Genomic DNA, 26,820 nt, shown 5'->3' with positions numbered 1-26,820 from the left:
GTCAATCGCGTGCAGGCCCCGCGAACCTGTTCGAGCGGACAGGTGGCGGCGATGGGGTACTTCCATCGCCGGTGACCGCGAGCCGGGCCAGTCGTAACTCGGGCGAGTGCGGCTCGTACCAGTGGTAGAGGTCCAGCATCCGGTCCAGTCCTATGCGCTCGACCGGGGTCACCTCGGCCGGGGCCAGTTCCGAGAGCCGCCGCATCACACTGTGTTCGATCAGAGAGAAGACTGGATGGTTTCGTTCTGTCAGTACCTCCTTGACCTGCTGCTGCAGGGCAGCCGCGTAGCCGGGGTCCTGTGTGGACGGATACGGGCTCTTGACCCGGTCATGCACCGACGCCGGCAGGACATGCTTCGTGGCGTGCCGCAGCAGGCTCTTTTCCCTGCCGTCGAACGTCTTCAGCGACCACGGTGTGTTGTAGACGTACTCGGTGGTCGCAGAACGGTACCCGCACTTCGAGCCCAACAGTCATCGAAGCGGTCCTTGCGGTCCAGCAAGATCCGTACGAACCGGGTCAGGTGAAGCTGGCAGACCGTTCTCATCGGATACGAAGCCCGGTATATCGAGGGTACGGCGGAACTCCTTGGTGAGATGAGGCGACCAACAGCTGGTGAGATTCATCCGTTCCAACCAGGGGAAGGTACCCGAAGAAGCTGCGGCCTCGGCCTGAAACCAGCGGTGCCCGCCGAAGAGGTTCTGACTGTGTGGTAGGACTCGGATTCGAGCCGCCGGTGGCAAGCTCAGAACAACTTACGGGAGTGCCGAGGCTTCAAGCTCTCGTGGAGAGTGGTACTCAGGTGCGATTGCGGTGCACCTCGAACGCTCCGGGCCCGGGTTGATCCGCTCGCGGCCGGTGGTGAGTAAACCTCCTCGTTCGCGTCGGCAACGTGTGCGGCGAGATCACCCAGCCGCTCGGCAGTCTCCGCGCAGTACCACCACAGCCGGAATCGCGCGCAGGCGTGCAACGCCGGCAACGACTGGCGCCGCAGAGTGTCGGACGGTTACTCCGGTCGATGGGCCAGCGGCCGATACCGCCTCGCGAACTCGCCGAATTCACTCATAACGCGTGAAACCCCGTGATCGCAGAACCAGCGTCGCGGCGCGCGTGATAGCGCGGCCGCGATCGGCTCCAGCCGTTGTCCCTCGGTGTGGGGCGCCGGCCAGTGCTAGGAGGCCGGGGTCATGACGTGACGGGCAAGCCCTGCAAGGGCGCGTTCGATGATGATTCGTTCGGCCTGGCGGCGCAGAACGCCGAGCACCTTGACCTTCAGTACCAAGCTCAGCCGGTAGGTCACCAACGTCCCGGTGTCGGTGGTCGTCAGGGTGTAGGAGCCATCGAGGCTGTGCAGTACCCGGGAGGATTCGTGCGTCCACCGCACCGACCGGTCGCCATCCCACCGGTAGCGCAGGATCTGCTCGTCTCGGATAGCCGCGGCGTCGAGGTGCAGCCGTACCCGGTGTGCCCGGCCGTCCGTGTCGAGTTCGAGGACCTCGGCGTGGGTGATTTCAGCTGCCCATCGTGGGTAGGACTCGAAGTCGGCGATCGCGGCCATCACCACCGCCGGTGCCGCAGCGATCGTGATACTCGACCGGGTCTGCTCTTCCGTCGTCACCATGTAGGCCCCTCTTCGTCGTCGCTCATCGTGTCCGGGTACGGCAGACGATCGTGGCGCACACAGGCGCCGCGAAGAGGTGGCCGACACGACGACCGGCCCCAAGATCACCCCAGCGTGTCGAAGCCAGGGTGACCGGGCAGGCCGGTCGCGCCGACGAAGCGGAGCTACATGCTGCTCGTCCGGCCGACCTGGTCGATCTCGCCGCCGAGCACGACACCACGGTGGAGACCCGGACCGACATCGTCAGCTGAAGCACTCCTGAATGGTCAGGACCGCCCGCAGGTCCTGTGTCCGGTTTGACTCGTGTTTCCGGTACCAGCAGCGCGTGGGCGTGTTCTTTTACAGGCGTCGCGTTCGCGGTCAAGGCCCGGCGGGCCAGCCGAATTCCCTCCGCCTCCTCGGGTGGGTGGAGATCGCCACCCGATCGACGTGCCCCCATACCGCTGCCGGGGTGTTGCCACCAGACTCCACATGGTGCTTACCCTCGCCCCAGCCCATCCCCCCGGAGCGGACATCGGGACGGACCCGACCGCCGTGGACATCAAAGCGGCCGATGCCGGGCGACCGGTCCGGGCCGGCGCCATGCCGTCGGCGCCCAGGCTCATGCCCGTGCGGCACCGCGCATTTGGCCGAGGAGTGTTGCTGACGGTGGCGGTGGGACTGGGCACGGTGACACTCGTGGTGCTGGGTGCGGCGCTCGGGCGTCTGCTGACGGACACCGTACTCACCGGCCTGTCCAGCCGTGGTGTTTGTCGGCCCAGCCGGCGACCGGACCTCGGCGTGTCCGCGAGTGGCCAATGAGAGCCGGCTCCTTCGCCCAGTGGATGATGCCGCGCGGATCGACTGATGGAGTGCTGGCTTCCGCTATCGAGCGGCTCGGCGGGTTGCGTGGGGTCATCGGCGTGACACCGGGTGCCGCAGCAGACGGGCCGGTGATCGACGTGTGGGTCACCGACCGCAGGGCTGCGGATCCGATCCCGACCTACTGGCACGGTGTGCCAGTACGCCTGACCTGCCTGGGCTTGCCCGCGACCGAGGTACCCGCTCCCCGCACACCCGCCGGGCGCCACGCCCACCGCCCCAAGGACACCGACCTGTGATGACGGACCACGAACCTGCCGAACGACTCTCACCGCTGGATGTGGCCTTCCTGGCACTCGAGCACGCCGCGCCGATGCACCTGGGTGCACTCCTGACCCTGGCCGCCGCTCCCGGCCAGGATCCGCCCACGGTGAGCGGGGTGGCCGCCGTGCTGGCGGCGCGGGCCGCGCGGGTGCCACGACTGCGGCAACGGATCACCTCCACCTGGTCCCCGCCGGGCGGCGCCGCCTGGACCGTCGATCCCGGCTTCGACGTCCACACCCACGTACACACCCACCAGCTCCCCGCCGGTGGCGGGTGGGGCGCGGTGACCGCGCTGACCGGGGACCTGATGCGCCGGCCACTGGAGCTGACACGTCCGCCCTGGGCGCTGCATGTGCTCGGCGGCCTCGACCATGATCCGGCCGGAGCCCGGATCATGGTGCTGGTCACCCTCCACCACGCCCTCTGCGACGGAGCAGGCGCCATCCGCCTCGGCATGTCCCTGCTCGACACCACTGCAGCCCATGCGATCCACACCGCCGAGAGCGGGAACACCCCACCGGGCCCATCGCCGAGCCCGGTGTCATCGGCCCGCCCCGGACGCGTGCTGCGCGCCGCGATCTCGACCGCCACCCTGGCCGCGAACACCGCGGTGTCCTGGGCGACGGTCGCAGTCCGCGACCCGGCCAACACACTCAGCCAGGCTCGAGCGCGGCTCAACGCCGGAACCGGCATCGCTGTCGCGGTGGCCCGCCAGGTCCGATGGCCCGCGCCACGCTCACCGCTGTCCGCACCGGCGTCCGCGATCCCCTTCCCCCTGCCCCAGAGGTCACCGTTCACCGCGCTGAGGGGGCTGCGGCAGCCACGGGCCAGGCTGGTGCGGATGCTCCGTTTGGACGACCAGGACATCCGCCGGGTCCGGCATGGCCTTGGCGGCACCAGCCATGACGTGCTGCTCACCGTACTCACAGGTGCGTTACGGACCTGGCTGGCCGGCCGCGGCGAACCGGCCGAGAAGGCCCGGGTGCGGGCGTTGATCCCGGTCGACCAACGCCCCCGCTCCCGCGGCACCGGCGGTGCGAATCAAGTATCAGGCTACCTGTGTGACCTGCCCGTCGACCGGCCGGATCCCACCGTGCGGCTGGCCGTGGTACGGGCCGCGATGCAGGCGAACAAGGCCACCGGACCGCGCCGCGGTGCAGGTGCGATGGCCCTGTTCGCGCACGCGGTCCCGCCGGCGGCGCACCGCGTGCTGACCCCGCTGGCCGCCCGGCACGCGAAGGTCCTGTTCGACCTGGTCGTCACCACAGTCCGGCTGCCCGCGGTGTCCGCCGCTATCGGCGGCGCCGCCGTGGGCGAGGTATACCCGCTGGTGCCGCTCACCCCCGGGCATGCTCTGGGAATAGCGCTGTGCCACCACAACGGCGCCGTCCACATCGGACTGCACGCCGACCGTGACACGGTACCTGACCTGGACAAACTTGCCGAAGCCATCCCAGCGGCGTTGACCGAGCTCGCGGACACCGCCGACTGACGCGTTGTGGAGTCTCGGCGGTGATGCGGATGTCGTCGTCACGACAGGACGGGCCCTGTTCCCCCGCTGCTCAGTGACCACGGGACGTTCAGCCCTGGCTGGGCGTAGCGCGCCAGGCGCCGGTCGAGATCGGCGTCCTCGACCGCGCGCAACACCACCCGGCCAGGCTGGCCGGGTCTCCCGCCACCGAGCAGCGCGGCAACGAACCGGGCCACCTGCGCGGGTTCCGGCAGGACATCCCCGGCGAGATAGCTGACCTCGATCAGATCAAACCCGGAATCGGCCTCGATCGCGGCGGCCCAGCCGACCTGCTCGTCCCACACCAACGCCAGATCCACTCCGGGAAACCCCGGCAACCGCCCGGCCAGCGGCAGATAGGCGGCCGCGGGAACATCCAGCATCCAGACCACCAGATCCGCGCCCGCCCCGACCGCGGCCCCGACCCGCTCCACATACCGGCGCAGGCCACGTGCGGGGGCCGCCTCCTCATCGAGATCCATCGACCGAGTCGCCTCCTCCACCCCAGCCGGTAACCGTGCCGCGCCGATCGATGCTACGCCCGCACCACACGCCCCGCGGACATTGATCGATCCACCCCATCGCCCCAGAGCACCACCCGACGGCAAGGGTCTCGTCCGGGTGAAAGTTGCCAGTCCGGGTCGTGTCACGAACCCGACGAGCCGATTTACCTAGGGTTCACGACACTCAGAGAGGAACTTTCGATGTCCACGCGGATCGACATTCGTCGCACTGCCGGCGGGCTGAGGCTGTTGATACCCGCGTGCGGGGCACCGCGACAGTCGATCCGGCTCTCCTACGCCCAGGCCGATGATCTGATCACCGCGATCCGCTCCAGTCAGATCCGCCACGTCGACGAAGCCGGAAACACCATGGCGCTTTCCCCGCTACGGTCATGGGGCACCGACGAGTCGGTACAGGCAGGAGGTACCGCCTGGACCGCCCTGCTCGACGCGTGCTACTGGCTTCATCTACGCGACCCCGATGTCACTGCCCTGGGCGACGCGCTGAGCGCGCACATGCCCGACCGGATGACCCCGCTACCAGAACCCCGGCTCCAAACCGAGCATCCGGCCGACAGCACAAGGACCTGACCGCGTCCCGGAGGGTCGCGCCAGGGTGCTCATGGCAGACGACAGCCCCGGGTTCGATAGGTAGTTGCCCCGTTCCTGAGGCCGCCGAGGGAAACCTCGTCTCCACCGCCGATCGCACCGGCACGACGACCTACGTCGACGACGCCGAAGGCAACCGGATCGTCCGCACGGACCCGGCCGGCACCACACTGTTCCTGTCCGACACACAGGGCGCCGCGCACACCGCGGTCACCGAGAAGTCGCAGGAAGTGGTGCAGCGCAGGCAAACGCCGTTCGGCGAAGTACGTGGCCAGGCCGCTGCGTGGCCGAACGACCACGGATTCCAGATGGGCGCACGAGAACCGGGCGGGCTGGTCAACGTCGGGGTCCGGCAGTACGACCCGGACACGGGCCGGTTCACCTCCGTCGACCCCGTCCTGGACGCCGACAACCCGCACAGCTCAACGCCTACGTCAACAACAGCCCGGCGAGCTTCAGTGACCCGACTGGAAAACTGTGGGGAATGGCGTTCACGATGGCCCGGTTCGCGTACAACAAGGCGGTCAACGCGAAGGCCCGCGCCGCCGCCCAGCGCGCCACCAAGGCTCGGGCGCCAAGTTCAAGTCCGAGCGCTTCGGGCAGCTTTCGCTGACGGAAGTCCCGAGCCGTTTCCTGGGTGCTGTGCCGAAAGATCGGACACAGTAGACATGAAAACCATGGCAACCGGCGACGTCACGACAGCGCACCCCGATCGGGTCGTCTGTGTACTCGATGCGAAATACCCGTACTTCTACCTCAGCGAGAACACCTCGTTGATCAACCCCGGGCTCTCGACCTGGACCGGGATGGTCACGGCGTCGAGGGGGAAGCTGCAACTGCAGGTGCCGTGGACCGCCGAGTGGGTGCGGGTCGTCACCGAGATCCACCCGGGTGAGCCGGACGACGTGGTCGAGGCCTACGACGACGTCATCGAACTCGGCTATTGGTCCGCGACCGGGCTGGCCGCGGTCTTGGACTGGTCACAGACGCTGGCCGGCCCCGTGGATCTGTTGCCGGGTGACTACCGTCTGCGCTATCACGTGCGGGACTCGTCTCGGGAAGAGACCGGACGCGGCAAAGTGGCGGAAGCGTTGATTCAGCTCTGGCGGGCGAGGCTCGGCGCCAAAGAGGAGCTACGGATCACCGGAGCACTCGGGAACTTCTGGCACCCCGGCGCGCGGCTCAGGAGCGTGTGGAACGACCTCCCCTGCCCGAGCACACCCCTGCGCTAAGCAGATCGGACATAAACAGCGGACTTTGCTGGCTTTCGTCCGGTGCGGCTCCACAGACTGGCGATTACTCGCTCGAGCCGACTCTGGAGGTGAACGTGATGCGTGCCGCGCTGTCCGTGCCCTTGCTCGTCATTCTCGGTTGCACGGCCTGCGGGACCACGACCACCTCGGATGCCCGCCCGTCCGAACTCACGCCGTCCGCCGAGACCACGCGGATTCCGGTCGGTTCCGTCGCTCCACGAACACCGGGTGCGCAGTCTGTCCCCAGCGCGGTGGCACCCCTGTCGAGCGCCGAAAATCCCCGCCCGGACGGCGCTCCTTTCACCGGGCCCGCAGCCGTGGGCACCGAATGGCTGCGCGAGTGGTGCGCGCTCGACTGGCATGAGCCGATGAACGCGAACCTCGACCGCGCGGCCCGGTACCAGACCACGGCTGCGGCCAAGGCAGACCGCCGGACCGGCGACAATGAGGACACCTACCGGAGCGTTCGGGAACAACAGCTGAGCAGCGGTTGCGACGAAGTGACCGCGGCGGCGAGCCCGGAAGCTCCGCAGAGCGCCGACGTAGCCTATCTGGTGCTTTCGGCCCGCCGCGTCAACTCCGCGGCGGGGAAGGCCTTCGAGACCGAGCAGGTTCGTTCGGTGCGCAGGGTTCTCCGCCAGGCCGACGGACGTTGGCTGGTCGACACACAGGTGGAGGCGGGCTGATGCGCTTGAAGGCCTTGTTCGCCGTCGTGGTGCTCGTCGTGGGCGGCATACTGCTGGTGCTTCCCCGCCCCGAGGAGGCGCAGGCGTTGAGCTGCACCGGTGCGGCTCCGCAGACGGCGCAGCCCGCACCGGGCGGAAATGCCACAGTCGACCTGGCCCTGCCGCAGCTCGATGTCGCCAAGAGCATCGTCGCCACCGCGAAGGGCATGGCGATCACCCGGCGTGGCGTCGTGATCGCCTTGCAGATCGCGAGGCAGGAATCCCGGTTCGAAGCCGACGTGGTCGTCGGCCGGGCGACCGGCGCCTTCCAGCAGATCGCCCCGGGGCCGAACAACGCCTACACCGGTTACGACCGGAAGAACGCGGGCATGGCGGCCAAGGGCTTTTTCACCGTGCTGCTGGCCCGGGTGCCGGGTTACGACACCGATGCCCGTTCCAACGCAGACATCGGCCAGGTGGTCCAGGCCAGTGGCGCCGGTGCGAGCAAGTACGAGCCCTGGCAGCCGCTGGCCGAGTCTCTGGCGAGTGTGCTCTACGACGGTACGGCGGCGATGACCTGCCAGACCGGCCAAGGCGGACCGACGGCGGTGCGAGCGAACGGCGTGGACGTCGAACTGCCGCCGGGGGCGGGCATCGCCGGAACGGTGAAGGCGCCGAACCCGGCGTCCGCGCGGGTGCTCGCCGCCGCGCTTTCCTGGCTGGGCACACCGTATGCCTGGGGCGGTGGAACCGCGGCCGGGCCGTCCCGCGGTATCCGTGATGGTGGCGTCGCTGACGCGAACGGGGATTTCGCCAAGGTCGGCTTCGATTGCAGCGGCTTGATGCTCTATTCCTACGCCCAGGTCGGCGTTTCCCTGCCGAGGGCGTCGCGCGAGCAGTTCGCCGGCGGAGGGGCGGTCGTGCCGTGGGCCGCGGCCCTGCCCGGAGACCTGGTGTTCTACGGCGGCGTCGTGCACCACGTGGCGCTGTTCCTCGGTGTCGTCAACGGCGTCCCGTACATGGTGGAAGCGCCGCAGAGCGGTGACGTCGTCAAGGTCTCCCCGGTGCGCACCGGTGGGGACTTCCGGGCGGAAGCCGTCCGGCCCCTTCCGGGAGGAGGAGCTGATCAGCATGTCTGAGCACCCACCAGGCTACGAAGCCGAACAACCCGTCGACCTCAGCAAGCCTGTCGCCTACCAGCCACCCCCGGCCCCGGAGCCGTCCGCGCCGGACAGCCAGCCGGAAGAACCGCAGAAGGCGCCCGAAACCGTCTACGGGCTGGTCACGGTCGCCAATGTCCAGCCTCGGACGTTCAAGAGCACCGTCGCCCGGAAGCTCTACGCGGGCCTCGAACCCACCCATGCCAACGTCCGGCTGTGGAACGGTGTCGGCGCGATCCGGCTCGACGGCCTCGTCATCGCGGACATGCCCGCCGACCCGCGAGGTGCCGACTGGCGACGGCAGAGCTGGGCCACCGATCAGCTGGTGCTCCCGGTCCCCGACGACCTTCAAGCGGCCAGGGCCGCGTGGTGGATGCTCGACCGGCTGGAGGCCGAAGGCCGCCTGGATCTGGTGACCACGGCGATCGTCGTCGGCATCCGGACCGGCGCGAGCCGGATGCTCGCCCGCAAGATCGCCAAGACCTTCGGGGGACGGACGGCGGGGGTGATCCGCGTCAACCTGTCCGACGGGGTCGCCCCGGCCGACGACGAAACTCGGTGGGAACCCCTGGTGGCTGCGGTGTCGCACGCGGTGGAACAGCTGAGTTCGCGAAGCCGCCCGGCGATGCTCCCGCCGAGGACCCCGAACCAGGTCGTTCATTTCGACAGCCGACGTCACGGGAAGGCCGCGAACCAATGATCCTTCACTATCTCGTTCAGTCACCGAATCCCTTCGACGGCGTCGTGCCCGATTTCGGCGTCTTCGGCGTCGAATTCAACGCCGCCTGGAAGAAGCTGCTGGGTGGAGTTTGGGGCCTCGCCTTCGTCGTGCTCGCTTTCGGCACGATCCGCGCGACGCTGGAGCTGCAGTCCGCGAAGCGGAACGGGTTTCACACCTCGGTCGCGGGGCATACCGCTTCACTCAAGCGCTCGGTGATCGGACTCGCGGTGCTGGCGAGCCTCGGGCTGATCTTCGGCGCCGTCCTGACCGTCTTCTGAGAGGCATGCGATGCCTGATCTCCTCACGGAATTCGTCCCCGACCCGTCGACGCCGCTCGACGACCTGGCGAACTCGGTGCACGCCTCCGCGTTCGATCTCGTCAAGCAGGTGCTGAACGGCTTGGGGGAGCAGGGAAACGTCAATCCCGCGGCGCCGGGCTTTCTCGCCCAGTACGCCGCCGCGGCCGGCCTCGGACTGGTGGTCATGGCCTTCGCCGCCGTTTTCGCGGTCCTGCACAGCTTGCGCCGCGGCGGCCGTGACGACCTGCGCGAGTCCCTGTTCAAATATCTGCCGCTGGCGGTTTTCCTGATCGTCTTCTCGCCGGCGATCGGAGTGCTGATAGCGAATGTCGTCAACGCGGCCACCGAGGGGATCACCGATTGGGGCGCCACCACGATCGGCCAGACCGGCTCCCGGGTGGAGAAACTGGGCGGGATCCCCGCCGACAAGCTGCCGGGCGGCGCGTTCGTGGGTTTGATCGTTTCGATGCTGATCGTCCTCGGCGCGCTCGGCGTCTTCCTCATCCTCGCGGTGGAGAAGATCGGCCTGCCGGTCGCCGGGGTCATCGCCGGGATCGGCTGGGGCATGCTGGTGCATCCGGTGTGGCGGCCGAAAGCGCTGCGGGTACCCGGTCTCTGGCTCGGCCTGATCTTCGCGAAACCCCTGCTGTTTCTGCTGCTCGCCGCCGCGTTCGGCGCTTTCGGCGCGACGGAGGGGGATCCCTCGGGTGTCCCCGGTCTGATCCAGCTGTGTCTGCTGGCCGTCGCTCTCATCGTATCGAGCGCTGTACCTTTCCTGATCCTGCGCAGGTTCCCGACGACGCGAACCGCGGGGGCTCGTTCGAACGCGCAGTCTCCGGCTCCGGTCGGGGTGCGCGAATCGGTCGCCGTTTCCTTGGAACGGGGCTCGACAGTTTCGACGCCGTTGCTCGATCGGAGTCCGGTGCTTTCCCATTCCATCGAGCAGGCGTACGAGCAACGACAGCGGGAACGGCAGAGTTCGCAGCGTGACCGGGGCCAGGCCGAGCGGCGGCAGAACGGTTCCGCGCCACCAGGGCATCTCGAAGCGGAGACCCGCACCGAGAAGATCTCGTCTCCTGGCCGGGGGCGTGCCTGATGCGTACTTCGATTTTGGGCGGCGAGGTCGTCGGCCGCGGTCTGCTGGGCAAAGTGGACGGTCGCACCGGCGTCGCCCTTGGCGTGGCAGGGCTGGTGGCCGGGTGGCTGTGGCTGGGGATCGGCGGCGTGGCGGGCACGATCGTGGGCATCGCCGTCCTCCTCGTCGCCGTGATCGTCCTGTACCCATGGAACGGACAGCGGTCCGTCGCGGCAGGCTGGGTCCGCCGATGGCGGTTCTTCGCGCGCCGCCGCCGCGGCGTCACTGATTTCACCGCCGAGCCGGGCAGTGAACAGGCGATCCTGCCGCCCCCGCTCGGTCGGGTGGCGCCACTCGACCTCAGCGGGACACCGCACGAGGACATGTTCATCCTGCTGCATTCCAACCCCGGGGAATCCTCCTATCTGTCCGTGGTGATGGAGGTCGACGGCCAGCCGCAGGGACTGCGCACCGTCGCCGAATTCGAGGCGGCCTCGGCGCGATACGGCGTTATGCTGTCCCAGTTGGCGAGGGACGGCTCATTCCTTCGAGGTCTCCAGCAGATCAACCGGATCCTGCCTCACGACCCGGCACGCCACCGTGCCTTCGTCGCGGCAAGGGTTTCCGAACGGCCGGGCATCGAGGCACTGGTCAAGTCCTATGAGGACCTGATCGATCTCACCGCGCACACCGCGGAGCAGCACCGGAACTATCTCGTCGCCCGGTTCCCGCTGAACGGCGAGTTCGCCGTCGCGGCGCGGCGGCACGGGCAGGGCGAGATGGGCTGGGCCGGATTGGTGCGCGAGGAACTGGCCAGGCTGGCCGATCTGGTGAGCCGCGCGGATCTGGTGCGGCCGCGGGTGCTGGGTGAACAGCGCACCTGCGCGGTCCTGCGGTCGATGCAGGATCCGGCGTTCCCGGTGGATCAGCACGAGGGGATCCGCTGGCACAACTGCTGGCAGGACTACCAGGCCAAGCGCGGGTACATGATGGTGAACGACCGCTGGTTGCACCGGGTGGCAGTGGTACCGAGGGATGCCATCGGCGCCGTACCGCTCGGTCCGCATTGGCTCGCGCCACTGCTGGTCGAGGTCAACCCGGCGGTGATCCGGACGCTCAGCGTGCGGATGGAGTTCGTCCCGGCGAGGATCGCCAGGGCCCGTGCCGTCCGCGACGTCACGGTCGATGGCGCGAGCAGGCACAACGCCGCCGAAAAGGGGCAGGTCGGTGACGGTACTGACGAACTGCTGTTGTCCGCGTCGCGGCGACGGCTCGACGATCTGTCGCCCGGCAGCGGTCACCACGGTGTCGACTGGTCCATGTCCCTGTCCGTCACCGCGTCCGATGAGGGCGAGCTGGCCAGGGCGTCCACGCGGGTCGGCAACGCCGCGGCCAATTGCGCCATCGGTGCGTTGGAATGGCAGGACACTTGGCACGACGCGGCGGCGATCACCACATATCCGCTGGCGCGGGGAATGGCGGTGCCCAAATGACGGTACGGACGCCGGCGGTCGTGCCCGGTATTCCCCCTGAACAGCCTGCCCCGCAACCGGTGGCCGAGCCGGATGCGCGGCGAAAGAAGCGTCGCGACCCGCGCCGGACCCGGTGGCTGGATCGGGCAGGCTGGTATGAACCCCGCGAGACCGGCGCGCGGTCGACGACGCGGCAGGCGGAGGCGCTGAACCTGGCCCTGTCCTCGCCCCCGACAACGCACCGTGGCCTGATCCTCGGTACCGACAGGCTTTCCGGGCAGCTGGTGTGTCACGACCCCTTCATCGCCTACGATGACAAGCTGGTCTCGGCTCCCAACGTCGCGGTGATCGGCGACGTCGGCAAGGGCAAGAGCTCCCTGCTCAAAACCTGGGGAACGCTTCGCCAGCTCTTGCTGTCCGGCCGTCGTGTGGTCGTGCTCGACAAGAAGACCCAAGCGGGGCAGGGGGAGTACACCCGGCTCGCCCGCGCGGTCGGCGCGCCGTCGATCCGGTTCACCGTGGACGGCACCGGAAGCAGGCTGAACCTGCTCGACCCGGTCATCTCGCTCGGCGAGGCCGGCAAGCAGGCGGGACGGCCCACCGGTCAGATGATGCTGCTTCGCGCCGTCCTCGCCGAAGCGCTCGGCCGCGAGGTGAGCGAACGTGAGGGCAAGGCACTGCGGATAGCGCTGTTCGCCGCGACCGGTGACGCCAAGGAACGCGATCGCGTGCCGGTGATCGGCGACATCGTCCATCACCTGATCAACCCCGCGGGGGAGGCCGCGAGGAGCATCGGCGTCCCGGCCGCCGAACTGCGCGAGTGGGGCTTCGATCCCGCCTTCGCGTTGGAACGCATGATCGAGGAGGATCTCGCCGGTCTGGTGGACGGGGAGACCTCACCCGACGTCCAGCTCGATCACCCCAGCGGTCTGGTCCACTTCGACCTTTCCGCCCTCCCGATCGAGGGGCCGGCGCTCCGGATCGTGATGACGGTGATCAACACCTGGCAGACGAACATGCTCGCGCGGCGTTCGCAGCAGCTGATGCAGACGGTCAACATCGTGGAAGAGGGCTGGCACGTCGCGGAGGGCGCGCTCGGCAAGGTGTTCCAGCGCAACACGAAACTCGCGCGCGGGCTGGGCCTGGCGACGATGGCGGGATTCCACCACGTTTCGGACCTGCCGGCGGAGTCCGCCGCCCGCTCGTTGCTGCAGGAAGCCGAGACGGTGTTCATCTTCGGGCAGTCGTTGCGCAGTGACGCCCTCGCCTGCGTCGATCTGTACGACCTGCCGTCGGGTACCGAGGACACCATCATGGGGCTCGGCCGGGGCAGTTTCCTGGCCAAGATCGGTACTGAGGCCCCGCTGCTCGTCCAGCATATCCGGTCGCAGGCCGAAATCCAGCTCACCGAGACCGACGACGCCATGACCGGGAGGCGATGACGGATCCGGATCACCCTCGTAGCGTCAGGAGCCTGCGAGGTGGGTGGTATTCGTAGCCGTAGTCCAGTTCACGGAAACCGAGGCACACTGCGAACGGCCCGTCGCCGAATTCCCGCTGCGGGGAACGCCAGTTGCGGGCCAGATATTCGGTAGCCGCCCAGGTGGTATCGCCTCGGTGACCCAGGCAGAAGATCACGGTCGTGCCGCGGACGGCGTCGTGCGCCTTTCGACGACAGCGAGTTCCAGAGAGTTCGAGGTGACTTTCCGCCCGAGATCGGGGCTGTTGAGTACTTCGACATGGCGCGGGCCGGCGGCCGGGTGCTCGTCGTATATCCACAGGCTCAGCAGATTCTCGTCCAGGTAGAGCCGCCGGATACGGTTGCGAGCCGCCGCGCCGACGACGATGAGATTGCTGTCAAGCCCGGTGAAATGCTTGGGATCGTCGGTCGCCGACGGACTCACGGTACTGCGAACGTCGTACTTGTGGCCGCCGAGGTAGATCGCGTCGACCAACCCGTGGACCAGGTCCGGAAGGCGGAAGGATGCCGAGCCGAACAGGCGGGTCATCGCCTCGGACTCGCGCAGCTCGTGCAGGGAAACGGAGTAGCCACGCGGGCGCGTGCTTGTCGTTGTGATCCACAGGTTCGACAGGCAGCCGATCAGTTGCTGGTTGGTGCGCAGGCCGAAGAACTCGCGGAAGCGGCGTTGCGCGATCTGGATCAGGCCGGCCACGGTGAGGCCCAGGCCGATCCAGAAGACGATGTTGGCGATGACATTGGTAGCGATATCCACAAGCGCCACTGCAGCGTCGTCCTTATGCCTTTCGCACGTCAGGCCAGCCCGGATTCTCGCGCGGGTGACGGCCTGGCTTGGGCGGGCTGAGGGGTTGTTGTTTGGTGGCTGGCGGGTCGCTGGGCTGGCTCGTTGTCGGTCGGGCGGCCGCCGGGTTCCACTTTTCCGGTGGGTGTTGCTGGCTCGCGGGGTCGGGTTTGTAGTGGTCAGGTCAGCCGCGGGAGGTGGTTCAGGGCAATACGGTCGAGGACGCGATCGGCGTCGGCGCCGATCGGCCCGTCTGCGCGATCGGCCCTGTCGGCGGCGCACTGAACTCCGGGATCGCCGCGGACCTGCACGCCACCCGCACCTCGGCGTTCATCAAGGGTCTGCCTGCCGATCGCCGCCAGATCGCCACCCAGCACCGCGAAGCCGCTCTGGCCGCGCAAGTCACTTGTCTCGGGCCCGGCTGCTGCACACTGGCCTCAACTCGCACAAGATCCTCGTCGCCCCGGACGGGCTGGGCCTGGCCCACCCTCGGCGCCGGCTTCATCGACCCCGCCTGTGCAGCCCTGTGGCTGATCGCCGAAGGACACACCCTTCGCCGCCGAAGCCTGGAACGTGGCGACATGCCGACGTTCACGATCACCCATATGCTGGGCTATCCGTCTAGTTCTCCTGCCCAATTCTACCCAGGATTTCCGTGGCATCGATTCACGTGGTTCACCTCTGTTCTACTATTGTTCCGAACCAAAGCGACATGACAAGGAATAGTGTAAACGGAAACTCGTGGTCAAAACCGCAGATTCGTGATGGCGACACCTCAAAATATACGCCCGGCGTCTCTGTCTCAGGGATCATGGTGGGGTTTCACATGCGGGATAAAATGCCGGTAGAAGAAGTCTTGAGTCGGGCTAGTTGCACCAACCCGATACTCATGATCGACAATAATGTCGTGGATCTTTCGGGCTTTATTGAGCATCATCCGGGCGGAGTTGCCGTTCTGCTCGCCAATCTAGGCAGAGATGCGTCGGCTGATTTTCAACATGTGCCGGCGCACAGTCGAGGTGGGGTTGCTCGCAAGATCGTTCAGTTGACAGTCGCTGAAGCCGACTTCGTGTCAGGGTCGCGACAATGGGGTTCGTTTGGCAATTTGCTCGACCATGTGCGACTGATGCGTAACGCTTTCGAGGTTCAGTCTGATTCGGCACGTGAGCCGATAAGCGAGCTTGTATATGTCGGCCAGCTGTACAGTCAGCTTGTTGCTGACCATATTCGATCATTCCTGGATGCGCTGTCGCAAATGGCCGATATCGGCACTTGTCCGCAGGCGCAGAAGATGCTGGACCAGCTCTTTGCGCGTGCTTTAGCTCGCGTGGAATATCTGGTCAATAAAAACGATTTCCCGCTTGCCTGTGTGATTGCGCAACATATGAGGAAGCGCTGCAGTACGCTGCTTGGCAACATGCTTGAGATCGGAGTTTCCGCGATGGGTTCTTTGCGATCTTGCCCTGCAGTAGATGGTCTCCCTGGTCATGTCCAAAAGATGCAGTCGACATTGATTGAATGGATCAGTGAAGAATATGCCAGGGATAACGATGGCTAGGCTCGATCCGCAGCGACGCGACTCGCTTGCCCGGCACGTCTCCGCCTGTTCGGAACCGTCAGTTCGCCATTTGGACGGAGACCTCACGATCGACCACGGATTCATGCCTCGAGTCCTGGCGGACTGCCTGCTGCCCAAGCGATACGACGCCTGGGAACAGGTGGTGGCGCGACTGCCGGATCTGGCGTTTGCTTCGAACGCGCAAGCGATTCTCGGAGATCTGCCACTACTCGCGGTCGACGCGGACCACTTGCCCGACGACCAGCTCAAACGGGCCGCAACGATGCTCGGAATCATCGCCCACTGCTACTGGCGTTTCGGGATCGCTCGCATGTACCACGCACGCAACAGTGACGTTCCCGACCAGCTGCCGGAGGTGATTGAGCGTCCTTGGCGGCAAGTGTGCCAACGGCTTGGCCGGGCAAGTGAAGGATTCACTACCGAGGACTGCTTCTTCAACAACTTCACCTTTCTGGATAAAAATCAGATAGGCCCCGGAGGCTTGTACCGTATCGAGGAAGCGAAAATCGAAGCGCTACGCCCGATGATCCGTGTATATGGAAATGAGGCCGAGCGAGTATTCGTATCAGCCTTCGTCGAGGTCAATGCGGCGGTGACCCCGGCGATTCGTCTGGCCTGCCAGCTTGAACAGGCTATCGGCGACGGCGGACCGGATGCCCATGAAATGGTCAGCGGGCTCTTGGTAAATCTTGCCAAATGTGCCCGGGGTGCGATGAGCTCCTTCCGTCGGATTAGTCCTCGCAAGAATAGCAGTACATTCTGTGATCCAGTCGATTGGGCGAAGACCTACGTTACTTGGACTGTGCCTGCTGCCGGATACCCCACTGGGCCGAGTGGCTCCGCAACACCGCTTGTCCATTTCTTTGATGCGCTTCTCTGTCGTGCTCAATACGAAACGACCCTCGGAGCCTTCGCAAAGGGTCTGCGCCGCACTCAGTTGCCGAAGAAACATCGTGAATTCTTTGACCTTGTTCGCGCTCTTGATATCCGTGGCTACGTGCAGAGTTTGGCTGGCGTGGCGAGTGCTCGATATCGTGCTACCGCTGAAGCCTTCAACGAACTTGTTGAGTCGTTCGCGGGAGACAGCGGCTTCCTGGGCGTGCATAAAGGCAAAGTCGTCGACTACCTTGGCGTCGGCACCATCGTCGGGCGTAACCAGTCCACGGCCCACGACCAAACATACGTCGCGAACGCGACCTGGACAGAGATGGCGGGCAAACTGGAGGATGCCAGAGAAGAGCGGACCACATTGGAATTGGCCACGCCGGGGCCGCTCGACCGGCCTCAACCGCCGAACGCGTCGACCGCGAAGAGCGTGGCAGACGACACTTGCTCCTCCATCTCCGTTCCCAGGCCTAGTACTCCAGCGGCACTTCGTGATTATGTCGGGTAGCCTGTCGTTTCGTGTTGACTGATGAGGATCTTGCTGTCTGGATCGCCGGGCTGGACGACCTGTTCGCGCGGGTCGCGGGTCGTTTCACCCGGGTCGAGCCACGCCGCAGGGCTCGTGCCTACGTGCGTGGCCTGTTGGCGCCGTTGGCGGGGAAGAACGGCTGGACCTTGGCGGAAGCCGCCGGTGACGCCACCCCTGACGGGATGCAGCGACTGCTCAACGCTGCCACCTGGGACACCGACGGAGTCCGCGACGACGTGCGGGCCTACGCCATGGAACACCTCGGCGAACGTGATGGTGTGCTCGTGGTCGACGAGACCGGATTCCTGAAGAAAGGCACCCGCTCCGCTGGCGTGCAGCGTCAGTATTCGGGTACCGCTGGGCGGATCGAGAACTGTCAGCTCGGCGTGTTTCTTGCTTACGCCACAAGCAAAGGACGTACTCTGATCGACCGCGAGCTCTACCTGCCGAAATCCTGGACCGGTGACCGGGAACGGTGTCGGCAAGCTTGCGTGCCCGATGAGGTCGAGTTCGCGACCAAGACCATCCTGGCTCAGCACATGCTCGCCCGGGCACTGGATGCCGGTGTCCCCGCGGCCTGGGTGACCGCCGACGAGGCCTACGGCAAGGACTACAAGTTCCGCATCTGGCTGGAAGCCAGGCGTATCAGCTACGTCGTGGCAGTGGCCCGCAACCAGACCATCCCCGCCACGGCCGGTACGTCACGGGCTGACCTTCTGGCAGCACAGGCACCCGAGGACGCCTGGAAACGCCGCAGTTGCGGCGACGGAGCGAAGGGGCCACGGCTGTTCGACTGGGCTGTCGCCTCGTTACCGGTGTACGAGGACACCACCCCGCCAGGCTGGGCACGATGGCTATTGGTGCGCCGATCCCTGACACCTAACAGCAAGGGTGAACTCGAACTGGCTTACTACTTATGTTGTGCCCCAAAGGGAACGACCGATGATGATCTGATACGGGTCGCAGGCGCCCGGTGGGCGGTCGAGGAGTGTTTCCAGACCGCCAAGAACGAGGTCGGCCTGGACCACTACCAAGTCCGCCGCTACGACGCCTGGTACCGGCACATCACCCTGGCCATGCTCGCCCACACCTACCTCGCCGTCACGTCCGCGATCGCCCCAAAAGCCCTGGCAGCGGCCTCATTCCAATCACGCTTGGCGAGGTCAAGCGTCTCCTGGCACACCTGACCGCCACCGTTCCTCAACGCGCCGTCGCCTGGGCCTGGTCCCACTGGCGCAGACGCCACCAACACCGCGCCAAACAAGCCCACTACCAGCGGTGACGCACCAATAATCACGAAGTGCTGCTGGAGTACTAGCACTTCTTGCTAAAAGCTGCCTTTTGATTCCGGGCGAATGTCGCCCCGCCCATGGGACGGGCACGAGGTGTCGAACGTGGGGGTCTGGGCGGAGATTTGCCGGTTGTATCGGGCTGACGGCTGATGATCCGGGCGATCACACTCGCCGGGGATGTCGAAGAGTACGGTGGCGAAGGCGGATGAGCAGCCGCAGTATGAGAGGGCTCAATGCTGCGGCAGGCTGGCGTGGTGCTCGGAACGCGGTCGTCGGGCAGCACGCCGGGTTTCGGGACGTCGTCTGTTGATCAGATAGGGGTTCGGTGTAACTCCAACGCCTCCTGGGCTTGTCGCGACCGGTCGTAAAGCTGCTTCGGCAAATGACCGTGATCCGGTGGGTCGGCTCGTCGAAAAGGATCGGTTCGTCACGGCAAGGTCGCTCAGGCGAATCGGTAGCGACGAACATGCGCTCGCACCGACATGAGGTCGATCTTGACCACAACGGGAACCCTTGGAACTCGACATCCTCGCCACCGCCGACGAATCCATTCCCCGGGAAAGTCACCGAGAGACGCGGACCACGCGATCGGGTGTGGTCTGTACGTCGACGTCAGTGCCCGTTTCCTCGGTCGCACGAAGCAGCCCGCGACGAGCCAGGAATCGCCGGTGGGGACAAGATCCGCACCGACCTTGCCAAGACCGACAAAATCGCCCCCAAGGCGCCGCAGCTCCCGGACTGGCTCACCGCCATCAGCAACAAATCGCAGCCCACCGGGTGCTGACAGCCGCTACGCAGTACCCGGCCGGATCCGGCCAGCCTTCACCGCGGGTCCTATGTCGCCGAACAGACGAGCCGGCTGCCAACACGACGCGACGGCTCACCACGACCTTTCGGGCCCTGCAGGCCTTCTCAGCCGACCGTCACGATGCTGAGCCCGATCTTCAGTGCGTCGAGCCGGGCTTTCATCAGGTCCGCGCCGGTGAGCCCGGCGGTGGCAGGCCACCACAGCACGGTCACCGCCCCCGCGGTCAGGACCGCGATCAAGATCGCGGTCCACCACATCGCGGCCCTGGTCAGCTCCGGTAGCCGCTTCACCGAAGACTGTGTTGGGCCTGGCGCCGAGGAGGTGTTCGCGGTCGTTGGCCGCGCATCGTCGGTCATGCCCGTCATCGTCGCGGAAACCAGTGAAGACGTTGCGGAAGTCGGCAGGGATGTTGCAGAGCCCCGGCACACCGGCCCGCTTACACGGCGGGAGAGCATCAATGTGCTGTGGGCCAAGTGCGGTTAGTTGGACACGCACTTCGGCACAGCGGAGCGAACGGAGACGAAACGGAGCCCAATCGCGGTCGACTCCGAGGTGACCATGCCACAGAGATATCAACATCCCCTCAGGTCAGCGGGATGTTGACGTAGTGGGCCTAACGTGGCACAACCCCGAACACCCTGGTACTGGCCGAAGGCCCTGAGATCTGCATCAAACCAGTCGGCATCCGCCGCGTTTTCGCAGGTGAAGCACGATGATTCCCGCGAACGCCGCCCGGCCTTCGTCCGCTCCGCCGACTGATGAGGTCATGGTGCGCAGCGTGACCGTCATCGCGGGCATGGTGGTGGTGGCCCTCACCTTCATCTTCGGCTTCGGCAACGTCTGGACGCTTGCGCTGCGTCTGGGCGTCCCGGCCTGGGTCGCGCCGCTCGTGGCGCCGGCCGTGGACCTGTCCATCCTGGGCCTCCTGCTGGTTACCCGCCACCTCGTGCTCCACGGCGCGACATCGGACCAACTCCGACCTGCCCGCCGCCTCCTGATCTTCTCCAGCCTCGTCACCCTGGCACTCAACGATGGGCGTCCCCGTGCCACCTTCGAGGGCGAAGTGCTCACCGCCGACGAAGGCCAAGTCGTCACACTGGAATCGCACTGAGCTGAAGACGCAGCTACCCCGTCGAGCACGTCGGTCGGGTGGGTGGCGGCGACGAGAGCAGCACCGCCACCCACCCTGTGCGCCGGAGCCGGTCAGGCTTGGTCTGGCAGGGCGGGGACGCCCGGCGCACCGTTGGGAATGCCGGGCAGGGCGGGGACGCCCGGCGCACCACTCGGAATGCCGGGCAGGGCGGGGACGCCCGGCGCACCACTCGGAATGCAGGTCTCCGTCGGACGGACACCGGGCGCGCCGCTCGGCTCACCGGTGATGGGCAGCGTGGGCAGAGCGGAGATGGTAGGCGCGGGCACGCCGTGCATCGGGGGCGTAGTAGGCGCGGGCACGCCGTGCATGGGCGGTGTGCCGGGCAGCGGACACGGCACGGACTGCGTCGGCGTGCCCACCGGCGTGGCGGCGAGTGCCGCTGACGAGGCGGCGAGAACGCCCGCGGCGGCGAGGCCTGCCACGACGAGCGACTGAGCGAGGCGAGTCTTCTTCATTTCAGGGATCTCCAATGTTTGCTGGTCGTTCCGAGCGGTCACCGGGAACGACGCCTACTTTGCTGGACGCGGTGGAAGGTGAGCGCTAAGCAGTGCCTTATCTTTTCTTTATGCGAGTTCTGTCTAATCAACCTGCCCGTTGGTGCCTTTTGCTTGCCGCGCCCCATTCTCCCGTGGTAAAGACAATTCATGCGTGTACTGGTAGCGGAAGACCAGAAAATGATGGCGGACGCTCTCGGTGAGGGCCTGCGTGACACCGGGCTTGCCGTGGACGTCGTCTATGATGGCAATGCCGCGCTGGATCGCTGCTGCAGCACGCGTTACGACGTCGTGGTGCTCGACCGCGGCCTGCCGCTCGTGCACGGCGACGACGTGTGCCGCACACTTGTCGACGAGCACCCCGAAACACGAATTCTGCTGCTCACCGCGGCTTCCGCCGTCGACGATCGGATCTTCGGGCTGGAGTTGGGAGCGGACGACTACCTGTCGAAGCCCTTCGTCTTCGCCGAACTGGTCGCCAGGGTGCGAACGCTCGGGCGGCGGAGCCGGTCCGCCGTGCCGCCGGTGCTGCGCCGCGCGGGGGTCGTGCTCGACACCGCTCGGCACCGCGTGCTGCGCGACATTCACCCGGTTTCGCTCACCAAAAAGGAATTCGCCGTGCTCGAAGAACTGCTGCGGGCGAACGGTGCCGTTGTTTCCGCCGAAGAACTGCTGGAATCGGCGTGGGACGAGAACATCAACCCATTTACCAATGTCGTTCGCGTGACAATGACTTCGTTGCGGCGAAAACTGGGTGAACCCGCGGTCATCGAGACCATTTCTGGTGTGGGATACCGGATCTCGTGAAGCGCTGGCCGTTGCGGGCGCGGCTGACGAGCGCTTACGTGGCGCTGACCGCGGTGACCGGCGCGATCATGCTCGGGATGATCGCGCTGCTGGCGCAGCCGACGTTCCAGACCGGGACGACGTCCGTTTCTCCCCACTACGCACCGGGTGAGCCCCGACCCGATCTACCGGCGGTCCCGGAAGTCGACGTGAGTCGGCCGACGGACGAGCTGGGCACGATCACCTACTCGTCGGTGATCATCAGCGGTCTCGTCGCACTGGTGGTCGTGATGGCGGTGGCCGCGGTGCTCGGCTGGGTCACCGCCCGCCGCGCGCTGCGCCCGGTGCGGACCATCACGGCCGCCGCAAAACGGGCGGCCGACCAGGCATTGCACACGCGCATCCGGCTGGACGGCCCCGCCGACGAGATCAAGGAGCTCGCCGACGCGTTCGACCACATGCTGACCCGGCTGGAGCGGTCGTTCGCGAGCCAGCAGCGGTTTATCGCCAACGCCGCCCACGAGCTCAAGACGCCCGTCGCGACACAGCGGGCGGTGATCGAAGTGGCGATGGCACGGCCGGACGCGCCCGCCGGGGTCGGCCTGCTCGGGCAGAAGCTCGTCTCATGCCTTGACCATCAGCAGCTCGTGCTCACCGGACTGCTCGCGCTGGCCCAGAACGCCGACACCATCCACCGCACCGAGCTCGTGGACCTGGTGACGCTCGTCGACGACGTTGTGCGTGCACGGCTCGACCGCGCCGTCGAACGGGTCGAGCCCGTGCTCGACCTCGGGGAGGCCAAGGTGTTCGGCGACCCCGCCCTGCTTACGCAACTGGTCCACAATCTCGTGGACAACGCCGTCGTGCACAACGAGCCCGGCGGTTGGGTGTCCGTGCGCACCGTGAGCGACGGCACGACCTGCGCCCTGGAGATCGCCAACGGCGGCACCACCGTCGACGACGCCGAGGCGGACCAGCTGTTCGAGCCATTCCGGCGGCTGTGCTTCGACCGGGCGGACCCGCCGCCAGGCAGCGGACTCGGCCTCTCGGTCGTGCGGGCGATTGCCGACGCGCACGGCGGTTCCGCCACCGCCCGGCCACGCCCCGAGGGCGGCGGCCTCGACGTCCAGGTCGTTCTGCCGTCGGCGTGAGGAAAAGGTGCCGGAAAAGCACGAGCCGAGTCGTGGCGTACGACAACTCGGCATTCGATCCAAGCGACCGGATGCGGGCTGGAAGGAATAGCGATCCCGTCATCCTGGCCACTGATTCGGATCTGCCCCGAGTCCCCTGGGACGGTTAGCGGTTGCGGCGGCCTGCAACCCTCCTGACCGCAGGATCGATCTCTGTCGTGCGGCTCTTTCGGGCGGGGGTTGGGGGTTCCCGTTCACCGACAGCACCTCATCCGGGTGCGATTTCGTGCCCGCGACGGCGTGGGCCGAAGATCCGGAATGGTTCGGAGGCCAAGTGCTAGAGGTTGATGACGATCTTGCCGTGCACGTGCCGGGTCGCCTGGAGTTCGACCGCCTCACGGATCTGCTCGACCGGGAAGGTGGCCGAGATCGGGACTCGGAGCCGTCCCGATGCGATCAGCTGGGCGATCTCCTCGAGGGCGCCGGGGGCGACGTTGGCACCGTTGGCCGATGTGATCCCGTCGATCTGCGCGGCGATGGCCGTGATGCGCCCGTCCGGAACGCCGAGCTTTCGTGCCGCCTGCACGGTGTCCGTGCCGTGCAGGTCCATCGCCGCCGTGACGCCGTCAGGAGCCAGGGCACGGACCCGGTCGACCAGCCCGTCGCCGTAGGTGACCGGTTTGGCGCCGAGCGCGCGCAAGGCGTCCGCCGAGGATGCCGAGCCGGTTCCGATCACGCGTGCACCCGCGAGACGGGCGAGCTGGACCGCGAACACGCCGACCCCGCCTCCCGCGCCGCCGACGAGCAGCGTGTCATCCGGTCCCGGGTTGACCACGGCCACCGCGGCGGACGCCGTGCAGCCCGCGATCGCGAGGACGGCGGCGGTGTTGTCGTCAAGGCCGTCGGGGGTGTGGTGCGCATTGCCGCCCACTGCGATGGCCCCCGCCTCCTGCACCACCACATAGTCCGCGACCGAACGGGACATGGCGCCGCCGAACACCCGATCGCCGACCGCGAACTTCGTGACGCCCTCGCCGATCTGGTCCACCACCCCGGCGTAGTCGGATCCGAACCCGCACGGCAGGGTCAAACCGAACCGGGAGGCTGTCTCCGCATCGGAGGTCATGAACCAGTCCATCGGGTTCAGCCCGGCCGCCGTGACGCGCACGCGCAACTGGCCCGCACCGGCCTTCGGAGCGGGGACCTCGTTGACCTTCAGGGCTTCCGGGCCACCGAAAGACTCGAGCTGGACAGCCCTGCCCGTGGTCGCCGACACCCCGGTGTTCGGTTCTTGCATTCTGGATGCTCCTTCGCGAGTAAGTGACCGACGCCGAAATGGACTATGCTCCGGTTACGTCCCCACCGTAGCACAAACGGAGCGTGATCCGCTTTGGCAGACTCGACATACCGCGCCCTGAGAGCGGACGCGGCCCGCAACCGCGATCAGCTGATCGCAGTGGCCACCCGCGTGCTGATGGCCACCGAGAACGGGCCGTCGATGCGAGCGATCGCTCGCGAAGCCGGGGTCGGCATCGGGACCCTCTACCGGCACTTCCCCACCCGCGAATCGCTCGTCGACGCGGTCTACCGCGACCAGGTCGTGAGGCTCACCACCAGCGCCCGCGAACTGCTCGCCAAGCTGCCCCCACCCGCGGCTTTACGGCGCTGGATGAACCTGTTCGGCGACTGGATCGCGACCAAGAACGGCATGCTCGACACGCTGCTGACGATGATCGAGTCGGGTGCGATCGCCCACGGCGACACCCAAGCCGAACTGCACGCTGCCATCAACCAGCTCCTCGACGCCGGCCGCGCGACCAGTGAGTTTCGCCAGGACATCTCCGAAGAAGACATCGCGGCCAGCCTCATCGGCATCTTCACTGTCGCCCCCCTGCCGGAACACGAAACCATGGCAAACCGCCTGCTGGACATCCTGATGAACGGCATCCGGACAGCTCCGTGAAGCACTCACGTGCGGCGCCTTGCCCTTAGCCGATCGGATGCTCCCAGCCAGGTGACTTCCCGGGCGCGTTCAAGGGAAGCCGCCGCGTGGCGCCCGCTCCTCGGTCGGTCCCGCGCCGTCGCATGACGGAGCGGCAGTGCAGGCCAATAAGAACGACCGAGGTGCCGATCCCGCAGGGCCGGCACCTCGGATCATCGCTTCCGCGATTCAGGCTTCGGGAATGCCCCTGCCGAATGCCTCCAGAGCAGCGGCGTCGGGTTCGGGGCCGCAGCACACGGCAAAGTTCTCGGCGACCTGACTTCGACGGATTCGACGACAGAATCCGGCATCTGCGAGCCTGAGGAGAGTCCGAGAGCGCTCGGACAGGACAGCACCAGGCCGACATTTATCGACACTCAAAGGCCCACTAAAGCCGCTCCGACCAGAGGGAAAGGTCTTGTTCGGCATCACTCGACACCCTCTTAGCCAGCGGGTTCGGGGTTCGGAGTCCCTGATGGCGCACGTTCAATCCCCACGTTTTCGGTTTCGATGACGTGGGGTCCCCCTCCCGCCGAAAGTGCGACAGAGCCACAGGCCCATTGAAACAGGCTCTAGGTGTTGAAGCCGCCGTCGATGGTGATGGTGGTGCCGGTGATATGGCGGCCGCCGTCGCCCGCGAGGTGGGCGATCATCGCTGCGATGTCGTCGGGGTGGCCGTATCGGCCCAGCGGAATGAGGTCGCGCATGCGCTGCGCCTTAGGGCCGTCTGCAGGGTTGGCGTCGGTGTCGGTGGGGCCGGGCTGGACCAGCACGGCGTTGATGCCGCGTGGGCCGAGTTCGCGGGCCAGTCCCCGGGTGAGGCCGTGGAGTGCGGACTTGCTGGATGCGTAGAGCGCCATTCCGGGGAAGGGGGTGTACTCGGCGATATTGCTGCCGAGGATGATGATCCGCCCTCCCTCGGGCAGGTACCGCAGTGCCTGCTGGATGGTGAGGAAGACCGCGCGGACGTTCAGGTTGAATGTCCGATCGATGTCGGCGACGCTGAGGCTGTCGAACGTGCCGCCGGGGATCATGACCGCAACACTGTTGACGAGGATGTCCAGACGCCCGAGCTCCGCTGCTGCGTCGTCGACTGCGCTGCGCACTTGTTCGAGGTCGTTGCTGTCGGCCTGCAGGGGCACGGCAGTGCGGCCCAATTTCCGGACCTGCTCGGCCAGCGCGTCAGCCTGATCTCGGGAAACTGTGAAGGTGAAGGCGACATCGGCGCCGTCGCGCGCGAGGCGTAAAACGGTCGCGGCTCCGATACCCCGGCTACCGCCAGTCACGAGTGCGGCCTTGCCTGCCAGAGAGCTCATGGGAGTGCCTTTCTTGTCAATTGCCTAAGCAAGTAATACTCCGATGGCATTAGCGCAGCAAAACGATGTCGAGGCAGGGTGGGCGATATGCACAGCAATGACACGATCGCGCCGCAGGAAGCGCGGTTCCTGCGGGAACCAGGTCGCCTGACCCGCGCCTTAATCAGATTAATGGAACACGACATCAATCGGGCGGCGGGTCTCGCGATGACGAACTTCGCCGTCCTCCTCAGGCTCAACGAAGCACCCGAGCAGCAGTTGCGCATGGCGGAGCTCGCCGCCGTTATGGGTCTCACGCCCAGCCGGATTACTCGCGTCGTCGACCAACTCCTCAGCCTGGTCCTGGTGACCAAGAATCGCGATCCTGACAACTTTCGCGGCGTCATCGCCACCGTTACCGGCGCCGGCCTCGCGGCTATGAATGAGGCCCCTCCCCATCGCCGCGCGAGCGCGCGACGCCGCGTCCTCGATCACGTTCCGGTCGACGGCCTTCCTGTCCTGTGAGGGGCCCCGGATCTTCCGGATAGCGAACCCACTGGGGTTTTCATTCGGAAGGGAGGGTTTTCGTGTCGAGGAAGCGTCGGTCGTTTACTT

General features: G+C 66.6%; 27 protein-coding genes and 2 pseudogenes. 21 read left to right on the top strand and 8 right to left on the bottom strand.

Annotated features, from left to right (window positions below; translation table 11 throughout):
• Nucleotides 1–88: 88 nt before the first annotated feature.
• Nucleotides 89–706, bottom strand: a pseudogene (locus ACFOSH_RS43505) (asparagine synthase-related protein); the annotation flags it as partial.
• Nucleotides 707–1,170: 464 nt separating this feature from the next.
• Nucleotides 1,171–1,620 (bottom strand): SRPBCC family protein, encoded by a 450-nt coding sequence (locus ACFOSH_RS43500; protein ID WP_378247584.1) that lies wholly within the window; start codon nucleotides 1,618–1,620, stop codon nucleotides 1,171–1,173.
• A gap of 128 nt (nucleotides 1,621–1,748) precedes the next feature.
• On the opposite strand from ACFOSH_RS43500, the gene ACFOSH_RS43495 reads away from it, so the two are divergent.
• From ACFOSH_RS43495 to ACFOSH_RS43485, 3 genes are all read left to right on the top strand, one after another.
• Entirely contained in the window at nucleotides 1,749–1,871 is a 123-nt protein-coding gene (locus ACFOSH_RS43495; protein ID WP_378247582.1) for a hypothetical protein, read from the top strand.
• A 600-nt stretch (nucleotides 1,872–2,471) separates the two neighbouring features.
• Entirely contained in the window at nucleotides 2,472–2,720 is a 249-nt protein-coding gene (locus tag ACFOSH_RS43490; protein ID WP_378247580.1) for a hypothetical protein, read from the top strand.
• The gene (locus tag ACFOSH_RS43485; protein ID WP_378247578.1) at nucleotides 2,720–4,237 is read left to right on the top strand and encodes a wax ester/triacylglycerol synthase domain-containing protein; all 1,518 of its coding nucleotides are present in this window, start codon (nucleotides 2,720–2,722) and stop codon (nucleotides 4,235–4,237) included. Before ACFOSH_RS43490 ends, ACFOSH_RS43485 begins: the two co-directional genes overlap by 1 nt.
• Before the next feature lie 38 nt (nucleotides 4,238–4,275).
• Here the strand turns inward: ACFOSH_RS43485 and ACFOSH_RS43480 are convergent, their stop codons facing one another.
• Nucleotides 4,276–4,737 (bottom strand): DUF6292 family protein, encoded by a 462-nt coding sequence (locus tag ACFOSH_RS43480; RefSeq protein ID WP_378247576.1) that lies wholly within the window; start codon nucleotides 4,735–4,737, stop codon nucleotides 4,276–4,278.
• 222 nt (nucleotides 4,738–4,959) lie between these two features.
• Here ACFOSH_RS43480 and ACFOSH_RS43475 point away from each other — a divergent pair, with 222 nt between their 5' ends.
• The 9 genes from ACFOSH_RS43475 (at nucleotide 4,960) to ACFOSH_RS43430 (ending at nucleotide 13,454) form a co-directional block, all read left to right on the top strand.
• Nucleotides 4,960–5,349, top strand: a complete 390-nt coding sequence (locus ACFOSH_RS43475) for a hypothetical protein (RefSeq protein WP_378247574.1) — start codon at nucleotides 4,960–4,962, stop codon at nucleotides 5,347–5,349.
• Between the two features lie 686 nt (nucleotides 5,350–6,035).
• Nucleotides 6,036–6,599 (top strand): hypothetical protein, encoded by a 564-nt coding sequence (locus ACFOSH_RS43465; protein ID WP_378247658.1) that lies wholly within the window; start codon nucleotides 6,036–6,038, stop codon nucleotides 6,597–6,599.
• A 98-nt stretch (nucleotides 6,600–6,697) separates the two neighbouring features.
• Entirely contained in the window at nucleotides 6,698–7,306 is a 609-nt protein-coding gene (locus ACFOSH_RS43460; protein WP_378247572.1) for a hypothetical protein, read from the top strand.
• Nucleotides 7,306–8,424: a C40 family peptidase gene (locus ACFOSH_RS43455; protein WP_378247570.1), complete on the top strand. Its 1,119-nt coding sequence runs from the start codon at nucleotides 7,306–7,308 to the stop codon at nucleotides 8,422–8,424. The genes ACFOSH_RS43460 and ACFOSH_RS43455 overlap by 1 nt, the downstream gene beginning before the upstream one ends.
• The gene (locus ACFOSH_RS43450; RefSeq protein WP_378247568.1) at nucleotides 8,417–9,145 is read left to right on the top strand and encodes a hypothetical protein; all 729 of its coding nucleotides are present in this window, start codon (nucleotides 8,417–8,419) and stop codon (nucleotides 9,143–9,145) included. Before ACFOSH_RS43455 ends, ACFOSH_RS43450 begins: the two co-directional genes overlap by 8 nt.
• Complete coding sequence (locus ACFOSH_RS43445; protein ID WP_378247566.1) at nucleotides 9,142–9,444, top strand: hypothetical protein; 303 nt, start codon at nucleotides 9,142–9,144, stop codon at nucleotides 9,442–9,444. Before ACFOSH_RS43450 ends, ACFOSH_RS43445 begins: the two co-directional genes overlap by 4 nt.
• Nucleotides 9,445–9,454: 10 nt before the next feature.
• Complete coding sequence (locus tag ACFOSH_RS43440; protein WP_378247564.1) at nucleotides 9,455–10,561, top strand: hypothetical protein; 1,107 nt, start codon at nucleotides 9,455–9,457, stop codon at nucleotides 10,559–10,561.
• Entirely contained in the window at nucleotides 10,561–12,033 is a 1,473-nt protein-coding gene (locus ACFOSH_RS43435; protein ID WP_378247562.1) for an SCO6880 family protein, read from the top strand. Before ACFOSH_RS43440 ends, ACFOSH_RS43435 begins: the two co-directional genes overlap by 1 nt.
• Entirely contained in the window at nucleotides 12,030–13,454 is a 1,425-nt protein-coding gene (locus tag ACFOSH_RS43430; protein WP_378247560.1) for an ATP/GTP-binding protein, read from the top strand. Before ACFOSH_RS43435 ends, ACFOSH_RS43430 begins: the two co-directional genes overlap by 4 nt.
• Before the next feature lie 192 nt (nucleotides 13,455–13,646).
• Here the strand turns inward: ACFOSH_RS43430 and ACFOSH_RS43425 are convergent, their stop codons facing one another.
• Entirely contained in the window at nucleotides 13,647–14,255 is a 609-nt protein-coding gene (locus tag ACFOSH_RS43425) for a hypothetical protein (RefSeq protein WP_378247558.1), read from the bottom strand.
• A 215-nt stretch (nucleotides 14,256–14,470) separates the two neighbouring features.
• Between ACFOSH_RS43425 and ACFOSH_RS43420 the strand changes: the two genes are divergently transcribed.
• From ACFOSH_RS43420 to ACFOSH_RS43405, 4 genes are read left to right on the top strand one after another with little or no spacing between them, the layout of a single operon-like run.
• On the top strand, nucleotides 14,471–14,989 hold the full coding sequence (locus ACFOSH_RS43420) for a hypothetical protein (RefSeq protein WP_378247556.1): 519 nt from the start codon (nucleotides 14,471–14,473) through the stop codon (nucleotides 14,987–14,989).
• Nucleotides 14,929–15,831, top strand: coding sequence for a cytochrome b5-like heme/steroid binding domain-containing protein (locus ACFOSH_RS43415; protein WP_378247554.1), 903 nt, complete (start codon nucleotides 14,929–14,931; stop codon nucleotides 15,829–15,831). Before ACFOSH_RS43420 ends, ACFOSH_RS43415 begins: the two co-directional genes overlap by 61 nt.
• Nucleotides 15,824–17,245 carry a hypothetical protein gene (locus ACFOSH_RS43410; RefSeq protein WP_378247552.1) on the top strand — a complete coding sequence of 474 codons (1,422 nt, stop codon included), beginning with the start codon at nucleotides 15,824–15,826 and terminating at the stop codon, nucleotides 17,243–17,245. The genes ACFOSH_RS43415 and ACFOSH_RS43410 overlap by 8 nt, the downstream gene beginning before the upstream one ends.
• A gap of 11 nt (nucleotides 17,246–17,256) precedes the next feature.
• Entirely contained in the window at nucleotides 17,257–18,453 is a 1,197-nt protein-coding gene (locus ACFOSH_RS43405; protein WP_449224217.1) for an IS701 family transposase, read from the top strand.
• 1,017 nt (nucleotides 18,454–19,470) lie between these two features.
• Here the strand turns inward: ACFOSH_RS43405 and ACFOSH_RS43400 are convergent.
• Nucleotides 19,471–19,722 (bottom strand): hypothetical protein, encoded by a 252-nt coding sequence (locus ACFOSH_RS43400; RefSeq protein WP_378247550.1) that lies wholly within the window; start codon nucleotides 19,720–19,722, stop codon nucleotides 19,471–19,473.
• Nucleotides 19,723–20,132: 410 nt separating this feature from the next.
• On the opposite strand from ACFOSH_RS43400, the pseudogene ACFOSH_RS43395 reads away from it, so the two are divergent.
• Nucleotides 20,133–20,408 (top strand): annotated as a pseudogene (locus ACFOSH_RS43395) (DUF2637 domain-containing protein); the annotation flags it as partial.
• Nucleotides 20,409–20,569: 161 nt separating this feature from the next.
• Here the strand turns inward: ACFOSH_RS43395 and ACFOSH_RS43390 are convergent.
• The gene (locus ACFOSH_RS43390) at nucleotides 20,570–20,974 is read right to left on the bottom strand and encodes a hypothetical protein (protein ID WP_378247548.1); all 405 of its coding nucleotides are present in this window, start codon (nucleotides 20,972–20,974) and stop codon (nucleotides 20,570–20,572) included.
• Between the two features lie 189 nt (nucleotides 20,975–21,163).
• On the opposite strand from ACFOSH_RS43390, the gene ACFOSH_RS43385 reads away from it, so the two are divergent.
• Both ACFOSH_RS43385 and ACFOSH_RS43380 read left to right on the top strand, forming a co-directional pair.
• Complete coding sequence (locus ACFOSH_RS43385) at nucleotides 21,164–21,820, top strand: response regulator transcription factor (protein WP_378247546.1); 657 nt, start codon at nucleotides 21,164–21,166, stop codon at nucleotides 21,818–21,820.
• Nucleotides 21,817–22,950, top strand: coding sequence for a sensor histidine kinase (locus ACFOSH_RS43380; RefSeq protein WP_378247544.1), 1,134 nt, complete (start codon nucleotides 21,817–21,819; stop codon nucleotides 22,948–22,950). The genes ACFOSH_RS43385 and ACFOSH_RS43380 overlap by 4 nt, the downstream gene beginning before the upstream one ends.
• A gap of 316 nt (nucleotides 22,951–23,266) precedes the next feature.
• Here ACFOSH_RS43380 and ACFOSH_RS43375 read toward each other — a convergent pair whose 3' ends face one another.
• Nucleotides 23,267–24,226, bottom strand: coding sequence for an NADP-dependent oxidoreductase (locus ACFOSH_RS43375; RefSeq protein WP_378247542.1), 960 nt, complete (start codon nucleotides 24,224–24,226; stop codon nucleotides 23,267–23,269).
• A 93-nt stretch (nucleotides 24,227–24,319) separates the two neighbouring features.
• Here ACFOSH_RS43375 and ACFOSH_RS43370 point away from each other — a divergent pair, with 93 nt between their 5' ends.
• Nucleotides 24,320–24,892, top strand: coding sequence for a TetR/AcrR family transcriptional regulator (locus ACFOSH_RS43370; RefSeq protein WP_378247540.1), 573 nt, complete (start codon nucleotides 24,320–24,322; stop codon nucleotides 24,890–24,892).
• A 590-nt stretch (nucleotides 24,893–25,482) separates the two neighbouring features.
• Here the strand turns inward: ACFOSH_RS43370 and ACFOSH_RS43365 are convergent.
• On the bottom strand, nucleotides 25,483–26,226 hold the full coding sequence (locus ACFOSH_RS43365; protein WP_378247538.1) for an SDR family NAD(P)-dependent oxidoreductase: 744 nt from the start codon (nucleotides 26,224–26,226) through the stop codon (nucleotides 25,483–25,485).
• Between the two features lie 87 nt (nucleotides 26,227–26,313).
• On the opposite strand from ACFOSH_RS43365, the gene ACFOSH_RS43360 reads away from it, so the two are divergent.
• Nucleotides 26,314–26,730, top strand: coding sequence for a MarR family winged helix-turn-helix transcriptional regulator (locus ACFOSH_RS43360; protein WP_378247536.1), 417 nt, complete (start codon nucleotides 26,314–26,316; stop codon nucleotides 26,728–26,730).
• Nucleotides 26,731–26,820 lie beyond the last annotated feature (90 nt).

The sequence above is a fragment of the Amycolatopsis speibonae genome (genome assembly GCF_042647925.1).
Taxonomy (GTDB): Bacteria; Actinomycetota; Actinomycetes; order Mycobacteriales; family Pseudonocardiaceae; genus Amycolatopsis; species Amycolatopsis speibonae.
The sequence above is the reverse complement of the archived record's forward strand: the minus strand, read 5'-3'. Positions and strand labels throughout refer to the sequence as shown.

Excerpts from the sequence above, each read along its gene's own strand:
- ACFOSH_RS43500 (WP_378247584.1), bottom strand. The coding sequence starts at position 1,620 with ATGGTGACGACGGAAGAGCAGACCCGGTCGAGTATCACGATCGCTGCG.
- ACFOSH_RS43485 (WP_378247578.1), top strand. The coding sequence starts at position 2,720 with ATGACGGACCACGAACCTGCCGAACGACTCTCACCGCTGGATGTGGCC.
- ACFOSH_RS43480 (WP_378247576.1), bottom strand. The coding sequence starts at position 4,737 with ATGGATCTCGATGAGGAGGCGGCCCCCGCACGTGGCCTGCGCCGGTAT.
- ACFOSH_RS43475 (WP_378247574.1), top strand. The coding sequence starts at position 4,960 with ATGTCCACGCGGATCGACATTCGTCGCACTGCCGGCGGGCTGAGGCTG.
- ACFOSH_RS43465 (WP_378247658.1), top strand. The coding sequence starts at position 6,036 with ATGAAAACCATGGCAACCGGCGACGTCACGACAGCGCACCCCGATCGG.
- ACFOSH_RS43460 (WP_378247572.1), top strand. The coding sequence starts at position 6,698 with ATGCGTGCCGCGCTGTCCGTGCCCTTGCTCGTCATTCTCGGTTGCACG.
- ACFOSH_RS43455 (WP_378247570.1), top strand. The coding sequence starts at position 7,306 with ATGCGCTTGAAGGCCTTGTTCGCCGTCGTGGTGCTCGTCGTGGGCGGC.
- ACFOSH_RS43450 (WP_378247568.1), top strand. The coding sequence starts at position 8,417 with ATGTCTGAGCACCCACCAGGCTACGAAGCCGAACAACCCGTCGACCTC.
- ACFOSH_RS43445 (WP_378247566.1), top strand. The coding sequence starts at position 9,142 with ATGATCCTTCACTATCTCGTTCAGTCACCGAATCCCTTCGACGGCGTC.
- ACFOSH_RS43440 (WP_378247564.1), top strand. The coding sequence starts at position 9,455 with ATGCCTGATCTCCTCACGGAATTCGTCCCCGACCCGTCGACGCCGCTC.
- ACFOSH_RS43435 (WP_378247562.1), top strand. The coding sequence starts at position 10,561 with ATGCGTACTTCGATTTTGGGCGGCGAGGTCGTCGGCCGCGGTCTGCTG.
- ACFOSH_RS43430 (WP_378247560.1), top strand. The coding sequence starts at position 12,030 with ATGACGGTACGGACGCCGGCGGTCGTGCCCGGTATTCCCCCTGAACAG.
- ACFOSH_RS43410 (WP_378247552.1), top strand. The coding sequence starts at position 15,824 with ATGGCTAGGCTCGATCCGCAGCGACGCGACTCGCTTGCCCGGCACGTC.
- ACFOSH_RS43400 (WP_378247550.1), bottom strand. The coding sequence starts at position 19,722 with ATGACCGACGATGCGCGGCCAACGACCGCGAACACCTCCTCGGCGCCA.
- ACFOSH_RS43390 (WP_378247548.1), bottom strand. The coding sequence starts at position 20,974 with ATGAAGAAGACTCGCCTCGCTCAGTCGCTCGTCGTGGCAGGCCTCGCC.
- ACFOSH_RS43385 (WP_378247546.1), top strand. The coding sequence starts at position 21,164 with ATGCGTGTACTGGTAGCGGAAGACCAGAAAATGATGGCGGACGCTCTC.
- ACFOSH_RS43375 (WP_378247542.1), bottom strand. The coding sequence starts at position 24,226 with ATGCAAGAACCGAACACCGGGGTGTCGGCGACCACGGGCAGGGCTGTC.
- ACFOSH_RS43365 (WP_378247538.1), bottom strand. The coding sequence starts at position 26,226 with ATGAGCTCTCTGGCAGGCAAGGCCGCACTCGTGACTGGCGGTAGCCGG.
- ACFOSH_RS43360 (WP_378247536.1), top strand. The coding sequence starts at position 26,314 with ATGCACAGCAATGACACGATCGCGCCGCAGGAAGCGCGGTTCCTGCGG.